This is a genomic window from Nostoc sp. PCC 7107, assembly GCF_000316625.1.
GTDB lineage: Bacteria > Cyanobacteriota > Cyanobacteriia > Cyanobacteriales > Nostocaceae > Nostoc_B.
The window spans coordinates 3,467,018-3,481,851 of record NC_019676.1 but is presented as its reverse complement, the minus strand read 5'-3'; the positions used below and the strand labels follow the sequence as shown (position 1 = coordinate 3,481,851).

At 40.6% G+C, this 14,834-nt stretch carries 15 protein-coding genes; 7 read left to right on the top strand and 8 right to left on the bottom strand.

The features are described 5' to 3' along the window. Positions 1 to 108 precede the first annotated feature (108 nt). Entirely contained in the window at positions 109 to 552 is a 444-nt protein-coding gene (locus NOS7107_RS14795; protein ID WP_044499997.1) for a DUF29 domain-containing protein, read from the top strand. A gap of 92 nt (positions 553 to 644) precedes the next feature. Here NOS7107_RS14795 and NOS7107_RS14790 read toward each other — a convergent pair whose 3' ends face one another. The 5 genes from NOS7107_RS14790 to NOS7107_RS14770 form a co-directional block, all read right to left on the bottom strand. Beyond that, complete coding sequence (locus NOS7107_RS14790; RefSeq protein ID WP_015113788.1) at positions 645 to 890, bottom strand: hypothetical protein; 246 nt, start codon at positions 888 to 890, stop codon at positions 645 to 647. Continuing rightward, on the bottom strand, positions 874 to 1,149 hold the full coding sequence (locus NOS7107_RS14785; protein ID WP_015113787.1) for a BrnT family toxin: 276 nt from the start codon (positions 1,147 to 1,149) through the stop codon (positions 874 to 876). The genes NOS7107_RS14790 and NOS7107_RS14785 overlap by 17 nt, the downstream gene beginning before the upstream one ends. Before the next feature lie 83 nt (positions 1,150 to 1,232). Beyond that, on the bottom strand, positions 1,233 to 2,039 hold the full coding sequence (locus NOS7107_RS14780) for a hypothetical protein (RefSeq protein ID WP_015113786.1): 807 nt from the start codon (positions 2,037 to 2,039) through the stop codon (positions 1,233 to 1,235). Positions 2,040 to 2,212: 173 nt separating this feature from the next. After that, positions 2,213 to 4,003, bottom strand: a complete 1,791-nt coding sequence (gene typA, locus NOS7107_RS14775) for a translational GTPase TypA (protein ID WP_015113785.1) — start codon at positions 4,001 to 4,003, stop codon at positions 2,213 to 2,215. Between the two features lie 317 nt (positions 4,004 to 4,320). Beyond that, positions 4,321 to 4,827: a hypothetical protein gene (locus NOS7107_RS14770; protein WP_015113784.1), complete on the bottom strand. Its 507-nt coding sequence runs from the start codon at positions 4,825 to 4,827 to the stop codon at positions 4,321 to 4,323. Positions 4,828 to 5,478: 651 nt separating this feature from the next. On the opposite strand from NOS7107_RS14770, the gene lepB reads away from it, so the two are divergent. After that, positions 5,479 to 6,051: a signal peptidase I gene (gene lepB / locus NOS7107_RS27875; RefSeq protein WP_044500817.1), complete on the top strand. Its 573-nt coding sequence runs from the start codon at positions 5,479 to 5,481 to the stop codon at positions 6,049 to 6,051. Between the two features lie 16 nt (positions 6,052 to 6,067). Here the strand turns inward: lepB and NOS7107_RS14760 are convergent, their stop codons facing one another. The 3 genes from NOS7107_RS14760 to NOS7107_RS14750 all read right to left on the bottom strand — a co-directional run bounded on the left by NOS7107_RS14760 (position 6,068) and on the right by NOS7107_RS14750 (position 8,432). Continuing rightward, on the bottom strand, positions 6,068 to 6,640 hold the full coding sequence (locus NOS7107_RS14760) for a Uma2 family endonuclease (RefSeq protein ID WP_015113782.1): 573 nt from the start codon (positions 6,638 to 6,640) through the stop codon (positions 6,068 to 6,070). Positions 6,641 to 6,654: 14 nt separating this feature from the next. Further along, complete coding sequence (locus tag NOS7107_RS14755) at positions 6,655 to 7,230, bottom strand: Uma2 family endonuclease (protein WP_015113781.1); 576 nt, start codon at positions 7,228 to 7,230, stop codon at positions 6,655 to 6,657. A 185-nt stretch (positions 7,231 to 7,415) separates the two neighbouring features. After that, complete coding sequence (locus tag NOS7107_RS14750; RefSeq protein WP_015113780.1) at positions 7,416 to 8,432, bottom strand: ribose-phosphate pyrophosphokinase; 1,017 nt, start codon at positions 8,430 to 8,432, stop codon at positions 7,416 to 7,418. A gap of 855 nt (positions 8,433 to 9,287) precedes the next feature. Here NOS7107_RS14750 and NOS7107_RS14745 point away from each other — a divergent pair. The 5 genes from NOS7107_RS14745 (at position 9,288) to NOS7107_RS14725 (ending at position 14,834) form a co-directional block, all read left to right on the top strand. Beyond that, complete coding sequence (locus tag NOS7107_RS14745; protein WP_015113779.1) at positions 9,288 to 11,015, top strand: serine/threonine-protein kinase; 1,728 nt, start codon at positions 9,288 to 9,290, stop codon at positions 11,013 to 11,015. 169 nt (positions 11,016 to 11,184) lie between these two features. Beyond that, the gene (bioD, locus tag NOS7107_RS14740; protein ID WP_015113778.1) at positions 11,185 to 11,862 is read left to right on the top strand and encodes a dethiobiotin synthase; all 678 of its coding nucleotides are present in this window, start codon (positions 11,185 to 11,187) and stop codon (positions 11,860 to 11,862) included. Positions 11,863 to 11,923: 61 nt separating this feature from the next. Further along, positions 11,924 to 13,141, top strand: a complete 1,218-nt coding sequence (locus tag NOS7107_RS14735; RefSeq protein WP_015113777.1) for a M20 family metallopeptidase — start codon at positions 11,924 to 11,926, stop codon at positions 13,139 to 13,141. 201 nt (positions 13,142 to 13,342) lie between these two features. Next, on the top strand, positions 13,343 to 13,687 hold the full coding sequence (locus NOS7107_RS14730; RefSeq protein ID WP_015113776.1) for a hypothetical protein: 345 nt from the start codon (positions 13,343 to 13,345) through the stop codon (positions 13,685 to 13,687). A 133-nt stretch (positions 13,688 to 13,820) separates the two neighbouring features. Further along, positions 13,821 to 14,834, top strand: coding sequence for a pentapeptide repeat-containing protein (locus NOS7107_RS14725; RefSeq protein ID WP_015113775.1), 1,014 nt, complete (start codon positions 13,821 to 13,823; stop codon positions 14,832 to 14,834).

The following is a 14,834-nucleotide window of genomic DNA, read 5'->3' as shown; positions in this document are numbered from 1 at the left end:
TTCTCTGTTAGACAGATATCTCCCTCCGTATTATCTCGTGGTTCTTTTCATAAATCAAATATGATTCCTATATAATTAAATTATAGAATGTCGGTAGCAGGTAAAAATATGACAATTACTACCAACTTAAAACAACTTTATGAAACAGATGATAGTTTATGGCTAGAAGAAACTATTAAATTATTAAAACAAAAGCAGTTTAACCAACTAGATATAGAAAACTTAATTGAAGAATTAATTAGTTTGGGGAAAAGAGATTTAGCGAAGGCTAAGAGTCTTTTAAGACAAATTATGATTCATATATTATTACTCCAGTATTGGCAGGTAGATTATGAGAGAAATTATCGTCATTGGCTTGGAGAAATTAAAACTTTTAGATATGACTTAAATAATCATCTAACCACAAATTTAATGAATAAATTGCAGGATGATTTAGAGAATATTAATCAAAGTGCAATTGATTTTGTGCAAGTTAAAACCGATTTAACAATTTTTCCCAAAAAATGTCCTTACACTCTTGCACAATTATTAGATAACGATTATTTGCCTTGATTTAAGTTAGTTTATGACAAGGGCGATCGCTTCCCACTAAAAACCTTTCGTGTGAGTTGTGGCGATCGCAGTTAAAGTATTGCTGACAAATATTATTCTATTCGCTGTACAGTAGTGTTTGTCTGCTGGCGCTGGGCAATCTCTATTAGTAATCTTAATGCGTTATTCACTGCTTCATCATTGGGAAAAGCTTCGGCAACATCGGGATCTAAACGCACTAAGTTTGTTTGTGTACGATATCTCTCAACATATTTACCCCTAACCCCTTCCTGCATTTGAGTAAAGTCGTACTCAGGACGTAATTCATCTTCCATTTCGTTCTCAACTTCCTTCTTCATAAAACTTCCTCTCTTTGCGGGTCGCTTTTCGTGCGCTGATAATTCTAATTTTTCCCTCTCTATCAGTATGAGCAATAACTAAGATTTGCCCAAAACTAGATAGGCCAATAATAACGTAGCGACTCTCTCCTATGGAGTGGTCAGGATCAGGGAAAGTTACAGATAGCGGATCATTAAATACGGTTGCGGCTTCCTGAAAAGAAACGCCATGCTTCTCAAGGTTGAGTATCGCTTTGTCTGGATTCCATTCAAATTCCATGTATAAATCTTTCTGCTTTTCCTTCAATAGTTTAAAGGTCTGCGGAAGGATACTGATAACTAGTATTTATGTTGCAGTAACTACTAGTGGTTATGCTGTTGTAAAGGTTTTGAAGTCTCAGTAGCCTTCTCTTGAAGTAACACAATACGTGAATCTTCAGGGCGAAACATCCACTGTGAACTTCGTATAATTTGTTCATAGGCCTCTCTGATTAACTTCTTAGGTGAATCTGCAATATGAACTCCAGCAAATATAGATGGCTCACCATTTTCAAGCTTCCACTTCACCAACCAAGGTTCTATCGCCATCAAGCGAAAATAACCTTCAGGGCAATCGTCAGTAGTCCAGCCAAAAACGTCGAGTGTTAGTACCTGATTTAGAGTAATAATACATTGATGCAACCAAGCACCAACTTCATGATTTTGAGCCTTATCAAAAATACTTTGAGCTTCGTAGGGCATCAACTTATCTATATGTGCTGATAATTGATCTCGAATACCTCGAATAGCACTTGTCTGATCAAGTGGAACGACTCTCGAAAATTCACTAAGCAGTTTATTTATCTTTGCTCTCTCCTTCTTATTAAATCGGCTTTTCATTTCAATACCGGAATTTAAGTAGTTTAAGAGATCACGTATAGCTAAACAGAGTGAGTAAAGAGGAGTAATAAGAATTTTGACACGTCTGCGACGTTCGTCTTCACTACTGAGGATACTGCTCCCCTGTAGCAAGTTCTTAATATCTTGTAAAGCTTCAAAGCATCGCCAAAGGTTTTGAGCAGGAGTGTTTGATGGATGCCAATCTGTAACATCGATTTTCTCCGCAGCTAAGTCAGCAAATTTACGCTTGGTTCGATCGAGATATACCGGAATGCCTTTGCTTTCGTTCACAGGGTGTTTTGCAAATTTTTAATTTTCTGCTCTATCCTAGCTTAACAGTTCAAAAACGACTGGAAAGAGTGCAAGAGATCTGATGTTGTAGGTATCTAAGTAACACACCGCAAATATCAAACTAAAAAGCCCACTGATGTGGGCTTTCTAAATTAATTAAACGATCGCTTTACTTACCGTTTCGCCAATTTCTTGGACATCTTCCGTAGACGAATTGACTGGGGTGTAACTTCCACCAACTCATCGGGGCCGATGTACTCCAACGCACGCTCTAAACTCATGTCGATTGGTGCTTGTAACTGAACCAATTCATCACCACCGGCGGCGCGGTGGTTGGTTAACTGCTTGGTTTTGCAGACATTCAATTCTAAGTCTTGAGGGCGATTGTGTTCACCGACAATCATGCCTCGGTAAACTTTAGTACCGGGAGTAATGAAGAATGAGCCTCTATCTTCAGCGTTTTTCATGGCGTAGAAGGTAGACACGCCTTCTTCAAAGGAAATAAGAACGCCTTTGTTACGGGCTTCAATATCACCACTGAGTTGACGATAATCTAAGAAGCTGTGGTTCATGATACCTTCACCACGGGTCATCCGCATGAATTCACCACGGAAACCAATCAAACCACGGGCGGGGATGACGAACTCTAACTGGGTGCGATCGCCACTTCCGGGCTGCATATCTTGCATTTCGCCTTTGCGTTGTCCTAGACGTTCGATACAGCTACCAACTGCATCACCAGGAACGTCTAAAACCAAGAGTTCATAAGGTTCGCAAGGTTGACCGTTGATTTCGCGGTAAATTACTTGTGGTTGGGATACTTGGAACTCAAAACCTTCTCGGCGCATGGTTTCGATTAAGATACCCAGGTGCAATTCACCACGACCGGAAACTAGAAACTTATCGGGAGAGTCGGTTTCTTCAACACGCAATGCAACGTTGGTTTCTAATTCGCGGAACAGGCGATCGCGTACTTGTCTCGATGTCACCAACTTACCTTCTTGACCAGCAAAGGGTGAATCGTTTACCCAGAAGGTCATTTGTAAGGTAGGCTCATCCACCTTAATTAGTGGTAAAGCTTGAGGTTCGGTTGGGTCAGTGATTGTTTCACCAATGTACGCATCAGCAAAACCAGCCACAGCGACAATATAACCGGCGGTAGCTTCTTCCATTTCTACTCGCTTCAAGCCTTCAAATCCCATCAACTTGGTGATTTTGCCCTTGACAATAGCACCACTCTCTGTAACCAAAGCCGCTTGTTGCCCAGCGCGGATTGTCCCGTTGTGGATTCTGCCAATGACAATCCGTCCCAAGTATTCAGAATAATCTAGGGTTGTGACTTGCAATTGCAGGGGCTTGTTGATGTCGCCTACTGGTGGTGGAACGTGTTGCAGAATCGCATTAAACAGAGGCTGCATATCAACCGCTTCTGCTTCCATGCTTTCTTTGGCATAACCTGCCATACCGGAGGCGAACAGATAGGTGAAATCACACTGATCTTCGTCTGCGCCTAATTCCAAAAACAGATCCAATACTTTATCAACAGCAACGTGGGGGTCAGCTTTGGCGCGATCTATTTTGTTTAGCACAACGATAGGGCGCAAACCTTTTTCCAAAGCTTTTTTCAGCACGAAGCGAGTTTGTGGCATGGGGCCTTCATTGGCATCAACAATTAGCAAACATCCATCAACCATGCCGAGTACACGTTCAACTTCACCACCGAAGTCAGCGTGTCCGGGAGTATCAACAATATTGATCAGCGTCTCTTTGTAGCGAACTGCTGTATTTTTAGACAGAATAGTAATTCCGCGCTCACGTTCGAGGGCGTTGGAGTCCATGACGCAATCCGGAACGTCTTCGCCTTCGCGGAAAATGCCGGATTGTTTGAGGAGTGCATCAACCAAGGTGGTTTTGCCGTGGTCTACGTGGGCGATAATGGCGACGTTACGAATTGGGAGCGTCATAGAGGCTTAGTGTCAACTCTAGAAAGGTTTTGTAGATTTACATTTAAGTGCTAGGCTGTTTTAACAGAATTAGGGGTGTTAGGCAAATTCTGTAAAGAACCTTTAACAATTCTAGCTTAATTGAAACAATTGCGAGGCTTTTTGTAAATGCTGCTGAGGCGAAAATTCCGCAACTTTTAAAGTAAAAGCATTAAGTTGACAAAGACTCTACGTAATATTTACATTTTTTTGAGAGTTGAATATCCCAGATGCCTTTGTAGCAAGTTTTTTCAGCGTCTGGCTGACAATAAATAATCAACAGTTATTTTACATTTGAACTACTGAATTTTGCCATTAGTCCATTGTTGATAATCACAACTAGTAGCAATTAACTGTTCATAATCCTCTTGAATTACCGACCAATCTGCATAACCTTGCTCTACATAGTCAAGATCCATATCAATCTGATAAATAGCTCTTCTTAGTTCCTCGAAACAGCTATTATCAAGAACTAAGTGATATAGCGATCGCAATAACTTACTATGTTCAGGTTTAGCACAGCGATTATTTTCAAGCTCAAGCGTTGGATAAATTTTACCTAATTTAGCAATTAACAATCTTAAAGAAATTTCTAAATCTTGTTCGCCGGGAATAAAATCAAGCAAGTGGATAATGTCTAATAGATGTTTATCTACACTTGTTGATAGCTCAATCATCCAATTTTCAAGATGGTCATATTCTTCAATTAGTTTATCTGCCCAGTCGATGATTTCAGCCTGCGAACAAAGATTTAACTCAAAAGCCATTCGCAAGTAATCAGCGTAGTGTTTTAAACTCGGTTTCATGTGGAACTATTATGGGCATTTGGTAAATCAGCATAGATGCGATCAGTTTCAGAAATCTGCAATTTGGGATAGAGTCGGCGATCGCTTCTCTGCTACAAAATTACGCAAATTCACTGTTGATTATTGTATTATATATGAATTGGTAGTGGAGTAATTCTCGTGTCTAACAGAGAACCTTGGTTGGCTGTAAATTTCTCAAAAATACTTCCGGGTTTAGGACAAATCTATTCTGGCGATCGCAACAGAGGGTACATCATTATAGCTCTATATTTATTGCTATTTATTATTAGTTTTTGGCTAATTTTAGGAATTCGCGGCAGTATTGTCCTGGGTTTAATTCTATTATTATCTCAGTTTGTTTTAGCTATCTGGAATCTTTTCGATGCTTATCATTGTGCGAAAAGCAAAAATTCTCCAGAATTTGAAAGTATACGGAAAGCCAGTAAAGACCCGTGGTTAGGCACTTTTTTATCTAATCTGTTTTTAGGAATTGGTTATTTCTATATCGGCAAATGGTTATTGGGGATATTAGCGATTATTTTAATCATTATTTGTGCCAGTATTTCGTTATTTTTATTACCAATAGTTTATGCAGTGATTTCTTATTTCACATATGTATTTTCGCCTGTTCATCGAGAAAATTCCAAAAATATGGCATTAATACTGGCCATATTCATCGCCATATCAGGTTTGTTAAATATCGGCTGGATCATCAGAACCTACGGAGTAGAAGCCCGTTGGATTCCTTCAGGTGCTATGGAACCTACTCTACATGGTACTCCAAACCAATGGGAGGCTGACAAAATTCTGGTTGATAAGTTTAGTTATCGTTTTCAAACACCCCAACGTGGCGATATTATTGTCTTTTGGCCTACAGATGAACTACTAAAAGAACAATATCAAGATGCTTTTATTAAGCGGATAGTTGGGCTACCTGGGGAAAAAGTAGAACTTAAAAATGGACAAGTTTATATTAACAATCAAGTCTTAGTAGAAGACAGATATCTTCCTGCTAATCAACGTACTTTAATTGATGTTTGTACACCAGGGACACCATATTTGGTAAAGCCAGTTACTATTCCATCTGAATCATATTTAGTATTGGGTGATAACCGTAATTCTAGTTACGATAGTCGTTGTTGGGGTGTAGTATCTCGCAATTTAATTATTGGGAAAGCTTATAAAAGATTTTACCCTCTGAATCGGGTGGGGGCTATTAAGTAAATCGGAAGTTTTTTATCTATGAATTAACTTTCAACCAACTAAAAATATCTGCTGCTTTTATTTGCCAATCTCCTAACACATTTAAAACAGGTAAAATATCAGTATCATACTTGACTTCTGGCAACTGATTTGGTTGGAATATCATCACTGATTTATCATTAGGGTCAATAAACCAACCTAATTTAGTTCCTTGATTAATACAAAAAATAATTTTATTAATTACTCGGTTAGGAGATTGGTCTGGTGATAGGATTTCAATAGTCCAATCTGGGTAGCTTTCAAATTTATTTGCGATTTCTCCGTCTTCATCAATTGGGATGCGTGACCATTCAAAAACGGCAATATCTGGAACTAAAGAACGTCCACCAAAAGTGCAACGTAACTCGGTTAAGGCTAAAGTTAGCTTACGTGATTTACCAAGCTGATTAATTGTTGATGATAGCTCAGTTTGCAGAATACTATGTTTTCCTTGGGGCATTGGTTTTTGGTAAATGCGTCCGTCTAAATATTCACTAGCTGGTTTAGTTTCTGGTAAGTTGAGAAACTCTCCTAAAGAAAGGTTTGCAGATATTTGAGTTGAGAGTGTCATCAGCAGTTACTCCTTTACAATAGTTTTGCTAAAGGCAATGTAAATCCAGGTACAACATCTTCACCATTTAAAATTGCTGTCGCTGGGTACTGGGTGATGGAACCATCACGACGATAAACGAAAGCTTGCTGATTTTGGCGGTCAATTAACCAGCCTAACTGCACACCATTGGCAATATATTCTGCCATCTTCGCTTTGAGTTTTGGCAAGCTGTCATTTTTAGAACGAATTTCGATTACAAAGTCTGGTGCTAGGTTAATAAACGCATCTTCTTGCTGATCCCAATTTTCTGGTAAGCGTCCTTTTGCAACGAAAGCAGCATCAGGTGATTTCACAGCTGTATTTGCTAATTTGAAACCTGTGCTTGGCCCAAAAACTTCCCCTAAATCTTGACTTTCTACCCAAGCCAGCAAATACGCTCCTGCTTTAATTTCTCTATTTCCCGAAATTCCCCCAGTTGGTGGCATAGTTTCTATTGTTCCATCAGCGTTACGTTCAAACCGCAGTTCTGGATTTTGCGAACTCATCAACATTAATTCTTCATCAGTGACAGTGTACCAAGGCTGTAGAGTTACTTTTTCGCTGTTCATGATGATGCTATACCAACCTGGGTGGACACTTCAATTTTAGGCTTTTCCTCTGTGCTTGGTGTGGTTCGTAAAATGCCCTAAAAGTAAAAATTGAAGCACGAAGGAGAAAAGCTTTCTGACTTCATACTTCAAAATTTAATGTTTATTTACGCCAGACTGTAACCTGAGTGACAGTCTTTTTTTGGCTAACGGAACATACTACTTACAGAGGTATCTTCGTGAATCCGCCAGATGGTTTCTCCTAAAAGATTAGCCACGGAAAGCACTACTAATTGCGGAAAGCGCTTGTCTTCTGGTAGGGGGATCGTGTTGGTAACGATGACTTCCTCAAACAAGCCGCTAGATAACCGTTCAATAGCTGGAGGAGAGAAGACTGCATGAGTAGCACAGGCGTATACCTGACGCGCTCCTTCTTCGCGCAGCAACCTGGCTCCTGCTGCAATGGTTCCGCCTGTGTCGATCATGTCGTCTACCAAAACGGCTGTTTTGCCTTTGACATCGCCGATAACGTTCAAGACTTCCGCTACATTATGAGCTTGACGGCGTTTGTCAATAATGGCAAGTGGGGCATCATTCAGTTTTTTGGCAAATGCTCTCGCCCGTGCTACACCACCGACATCAGGAGAAACAACTACCAAATCATGGAGTTGTTTACTAGCCAAATAATCGAGTATCACTGGCGAACCGTAGACATGATCAAAGGGTATATCGAAGTAACCCTGAATTTGAGCAGCGTGCAGATCCATTGCCACAACGCGAGCTGCGCCTGATTCTGTAATCAGATTGGCAACCAATTTGGCTGTAATTGATTCTCGTCCTGCGGTTTTGCGATCGGCACGAGCATAGCCATAATATGGAAGAACTGCTGTTACCTGTCTAGCCGAAGCCCGACGACAGGCATCAATCATAATCAGCAATTCCATTAAGTGGTCGTTAACTGGTTGACAAGATGGCTGGATTAAGTAGACATCACAACCTCGAATAGATTCTTGGATTTGAACATAAAGTTCTCCATCCGCAAATCTTTTGCGAATCATTGGCCCCAAGTCCATCCCCAGGTAACGAGCGACTTCTTGAGACAGTTGTATATTGGCAGAGCCAGAAAATAGCCGCAGGCGGTGGTTTTCAGTTAGTCCTGTTGCAGCTGGCTGCACCTTTAAAGCGGCAGAACTGAGCACAGCAGATCCTCGAAGTGCATTCATGGCGAGATTATCATTTAGATATTTACCAGATTTAACCGGAATAGGCTAAATAAACATCTGTAAGTTTTATTTAAGCTTTCATAAAAACTTTAAACATTTCTCAATAGAGCTACCATCAGTCCATTTTTAAGTCTTTAGTGGTAAACAAACCATCGAATTCGTAACTGACCTATAGTGTGTAAGTTAGCCCCATAGTTGAGTTGTTCTCAACAACTCAAATTTCCTCTAGATTTAGTCTGGGAGAGTAATGCTCCTACCAACTGTATTGATTAATGAGTCCAACTCTTTTCAGCTTAAGTGAAGTAGAACAGGAACTCAGACAGTAGAAATACCCAAAATTAAATTCTTCTGGGGTAGAAGAATATTTTATGATATCAGCTACAAAATTATAAACTGACAAACTAAATTTTTGGATTATAAATTGGAGAAAAATTTTCAAATCTGCAAAATTAGTTGGGAAACTATAAATTCTAGATTGTGGTTTATGGGAGTTATCCAGAGGGCGCAGAAAGGGAAGTGCATGATTGCTCTTTTGCTATCTAAGCCAGCTTTCTTGTGGTTTTGGTAATCAGATGGAAATTTGAATACGATTATTCCTTTTCTTAGGGTAGAATATCGCCGCAGGTCATTGTCGTGTAACTTACGTATGAAAATGAAAAATCAAAGGTTGGAGTGATGGGTTCACAACTTTATGAGGATGAGGGTAAAGAAATTTAGGGGCGCAAGGTGCAAACTCCTCAAACCCTGACAGCACACCTCAAAGAAGAATTCTTGAGTCAATTCTATGTATTGTGTCCTCCAGACTCAGCTTTGTGAGGGCTGTGTATTCAGTTATGATTAAATTTGAATTTATTTATGCAACCCCCAATTACAATTGGTACTGTCTTACAAAACCGTTATCGGATAATTCAAATCCTGGGACAGGGTGGATTCGGCAGAACTTATTTAGCCGAAGATCAGCGTCGGTTTAACGAACTTTGTGCAATTAAAGAATTAATTCCGATCGCAGTAGGGGCTGGTGCTTGGGAAAAAGCCCAAGAACTTTTTCAGCGAGAAGCGACGATTTTATATCAAATTGAACATCCGCAAGTCCCTAAGTTCCGCGAAAGATTTGAGCAAGACCATCGTTTATTTTTAGTGGAAGATTATGCTGCGGGTAAGACTTATCGAGATTTACTAATTGAGAAACAATCTGTAGGTCAAACTTTCTCTGAACCAGATGTATTACAGTTGTTGCGATCGCTCCTACCTGTATTAGAACACATTCACAGTCGTGGCATTATCCACCGTGATATTTCGCCGGAAAATATTATTTTACGAGATAGCGATCGCTTACCAGTGTTAATTGATTTTGGCGTAGTCAAAGAACTAGCAACGCGCTTGCAAACTCCTGAGACAAATGTCAATGTTACCAGTGTGGGCAAATTGGGCTATTCTCCCAATGAGCAAATGCAAACCGGACGCGCCTACCCTAGTAGTGATTTGTATGCTTTAGCGGTGACGGCGATAGTTTTATTAACTGGTAAAGAACCGTCTGAGTTGTTTGATGAAACTCAGCTTACCTGGACTTGGCAAAAATCTGTCAGAGTGAATCCGCAATTATCCCAGGTAATTAATCGGATGTTACACTCTTTGCCGAGCGATCGCTATCAAAGTGCGGCTGAGGTTATCCAAGCATTGCAATTTGTCGAGCAACCTGGAGTAGCAGCAGCGCCAGAGGTATCAAATTTTCAAACAATTGCGGTTGGTCGTCGTCCCGATGCCATTCCACCCCAATCATCTAACCGACCTGACCCTGTAATTCCCCCCAGTCGTTCTTCTAACTCTGTGTTAGATAATCCTTTAGCGCTGGGTGCAATTGGTAGTGCGGTAGTTATCTTGGCGGGTTTTGGTTCTTGGGCGCTGGTGAGTTCAATTCGCAGCCAATCTAATGGACAACCGGAGACAACACCACCTGCACCTCAGACTTTTCCTTCACCAGTTATTTCTGGGGGTACAACATTCGGGACAGCTACGCCCAGTAATACGGAACCAACTATTACTAGTAAGCGCCTGAGATTGGATGCAGCGAACACAGCGACAGTCGAAAATGCTCTTAAAGCTGGGCAAATTATGGAATATACCTTTTTTGGCCAAGCTGGAGCTAAGTTAACTACAGTGCTGGAACAAGGAACCGGTATTTCTCTAACTGTGTTAAGTCCTAATCGCCAAGTACTTGATAGTAGCGCTCAACAAGTAAGCTCTTATACGGGAATATTACCGACTAGTGGTAGATATACTGTGCAATTAAATCTGACATCTGGAGTTAGTGAAAGTGATTATAATCTCAGGGTGGCGTTAGAAAACCCACTTCAACCTATACCAACAGCTACACCAACAGTAACACCAACAGTAACACCAACAGTAACACCAACAGTAACACCAACACCAACGCCAACATTTACACCAACGCCAACACCAACATTTCCACCAGCATTTACGCCAACACCAACATCTACACCAATAATTCCCGGTACTAACGACAATCAACCGCCTATCAATAGCACGGATCAACCAACGCCTGATTTACAGAGTACTCCTTAGTACGGTTTTGCGTACAATTATGGTGAATTGAGGGTTGAAATTTCAACGCTGAGGGGCGCGGAGGTAAGCGCAAAGGTACGCTGAGAATTTGCTACGAATTCATGAAATGCGCTATATTTACGTCTCGTAACGTCATCTGTTACTTGTTATCTATTTGCAAAACAGATTGTTGAATACATTACTAATTACTGGAACTGATACGGAAGCTGGCAAAACTGTTTTAACTACAGCATTGGCCGCTTATTGGCAAAAATATTATCCGCAGCGCCACTGGGGAATTATGAAGCCAATACAATCGGGAATTGGCGATCGCGAGTGGTATCAAAATCTGTTTAAGCTAGAACAATCGCCAGCAGAAATTACACCTTTGTATTTTCAAGCGCCTTTAGCGCCACCCATCGCCGCAGCTAGAGAAAATCGCCCAGTGGATTTAGCTGTGGTGTGGAAAACATTGTGTGAAATGCGATCGCGCTATGAATTTCTCTTGGTAGAATCTGCTGGTGGGTTAGGTTCACCCATGACTAACGAGTTAACAGTGGCTGATATCGCTGGTGAATGGCGTTTACCTACTGTCTTGGTAGTTCCAGTTAGATTAGGTGGAATTTCGCAAGCCGTGGCGAATGTGGCTTTAGCGAGACAGTGCAAAGTTAATCTGATAGGTATTGTACTGAACTGCATTCAACCCCGTACCGATGCAGAGCTTACCGACTGGACACCACCAGAGGTAATACAATCATTTACACACATCCCGGTTTTAGGTTGCTTGCCATATTTTGAGAACCCAGCAGATTTGGACAAACTGGCTCAAGCTGCATCTAATTTAAATTTAGAGGCGCTAAATATTTAAGGAACTATTAAACTGAGAACATAACCCAATCTCAGCCGTCTCCTAGCAGTTTGTTGTCACAATGGTTTCCACATTTCCCAATTCTTATTCTGTTGACTTATCCCGTGTGCGACTCTCAATTCGCACATTGCAACCACAATTAGTAGAGTGGCGGCGGCGGTTACATCAACAACCAGAATTAGGCTTTCAAGAAAAACTGACGGCTGAGTTTGTCTCAGGTAAGTTGCAAGCATGGGGAATTGAACATCAAACTGGTATTGCAAAAACTGGAATTGTCGCCACTATTAAAGGTACTAAACTCAGCACTCAAAAAGTACTAGCAATTCGGGCGGATATGGATGCTTTACCCATTCAAGAATTGAACGAAGTACCGTATAAATCGCAGCATGATGGAGTAATGCACGCTTGTGGACATGATGGACATACAGCGATCGCATTAGGTACAGCATACTATCTCCAGCAGCATCGAGAAGACTTTGCGGGGACTGTGAAAATCATCTTCCAGCCAGCCGAAGAAGGGCCAGGAGGTGCAAAACCGATGATTGAGGCTGGGGTGCTGAAAAACCCTGATGTGGATGCGATTATTGGTTTACACCTGTGGAATAATCTCCCTTTGGGAACTGTCGGTGTCCGTGCTGGTGCATTGATGGCGGCTGTCGAGTTATTCAACTGCACAATTTTCGGCAAAGGTGGACACGGCGCAATTCCCCATCAAACCGTTGATTCAATTGTAGTTGCAGCCCAAATTGTCAACGCCTTACAAACCATTGTCGCCCGGAATGTTAACCCCATAGATTCCGCAGTGGTGACTGTTGGCTCACTTCACGCAGGTACAGCCCATAATGTCATTGCTGACACCGCCAATATGAAAGGCACAGTGCGGTATTTTAACCCAGAATTTGCCGGCTTTTTTCAACAGCGCATTGAGCAAATAATTGCTGGAGTTTGTCAGAGTCACGATGCAAAATATGACTTAGAATATACAAGTTTATATCCTCCCGTAATTAACGATGCGAGGATTGCAGAATTAGTGCGATCGATTGCCGAAGAAGAAGTAGAAACGCCTGTAGGAATTGTCCCAGAATGCCAAACAATGGGCGGCGAAGATATGTCTTTCTTCTTACAAGAAGTTCCCGGCTGTTACTTCTTCCTTGGTTCTGCTAATCCAGAAAAAGATTTAGCTTATCCTCATCATCATCCGCGATTTGATTTTGATGAAACTGTTTTACCAATGGGTGTGGAAATATTCGCCCGTTGCGTGGAGAAGTTTTTTAGTTGAGTTTGTTTACGATATTTATTTGGACTCATTTACAATCAAAACGCGATGTGCAACTTATTTTTAAAACCCCTCTCCAAACCTCTCCCCGCAACGGAGAGAGGCTTTAATTCTTACTCCCCTTCCCTACAAGGGAAGGGGTTGGGGGTTAGGTTTGAGATAAAGTCGCACATTGCGTATCAAATATAAAAAGTATCAAAAATTATGGTAAATTCCTTTCCCTCAGCTAAATCTCCAAGTAGCCAAAATAATCACGAAATTTCAGTCAATGTTATTGTTAAGCAACAAGCAGATGGTAGAACTATTGCCACTGTTCCAGGTTTGCCAGAATTGCAAGTAGAAGCAAGCGATCGCACTACTGCATTAACTGAACTTCAACAACGTCTAGAAACCCATCTGGCTGGTGCAGAAGTTGTTTCTTTATCTGTAAAATTGCCCTCCACTGATCAGAAAAACCCCTGGTTAGCAATGGCTGGAGTTTTTAAAGATGACCCACAATTTGAGCAAGTACTTGAAGCTATAGAAAAGTATCGACATGAATTAGATTAAGATACAGAAGATTGATTTTTGCAAAAGTAGGAATGATATTTTTTGTAAGTAAAAGTAAAAATAAAAAAATACTTTGCGCCTTTGCGTGAGCTTTTGATACTATCATCAACAGCACAAAAATATTAAATTATCTATGTCTGAAAATAATACAGACGCTTTGAGAACTTGGTTAATAGTCTTACCAATTATATTTATTCTGGTTTTAGCTGCCGTTTTTTTAGCCTTTGTTAACATTGAAGGTTTAACAACAGAACAGAGGTTAGATTACGGAATTAAAGCCTTAACAACTACCGGAACAATTTTTGCAGGAATCGCTGTATTTATTAACGCTTTTTATGCAGCCAAGCGTGCGGAAGCTATGGACAAAAGTGCTATGGCTGCGAATGAAAGTGCCAAAGCTGCCTTAAAAAATGCTGAAGCTGCACTCAAGAATGCTGTAATAGCCGAAGATAAACAAATTACAGAACGCTTTGCCAAAGCAATTGAACAGCTTGGAAGCGAAAAGATTGAAGTGCGGTTAGGTGCAATTTATACGTTAGAGAGAATTGCTCAGGATTCCCCAAAAGACCACTGGACAATTATGGAAATTCTTACGGCGTTTGTGAGAGAGAATGCTCCTTTGAAAAAAGAGCATGAGGCAAGAATATCAGAACAACCAAAACTTAGTACAGACATTCAAGCAACCCTTACTATTATTGGACGGCGTAATTGTAATAATGAACCAAACAATCAAAGGTTAAACATATCTCGTGTTGATATCAGGAGAGCAAATCTAAATGAAGGAAAGCTAAAAAGAATTATTTTAAATGGAGCTAACCTTTATAAAGCTATGCTTATTGGTGCTGACTTAGAAGAAGCGATTTTTAGCGGAACTAACCTTCAAGAAACATTCCTAAGTTTTGCAAAACTACAAAACGCTACCTTTCTGGCAGCTAACTTACAAAGTACAATTCTTGTAGGAGCTAATTTACAAGGTGCAATATTGGAAGAAGCTAACCTAAAAGGTGCAATATTGGAAGAAACAATGTTACAAACAACAAATCTTCGGAAAGTCAAAAACCTAGAACAATGGCAGATTAATTCAGCGAATGGTGATCGCACCACTATTCTGCCAGACTACCTCGAATATCCCAAACATTGGCAATAA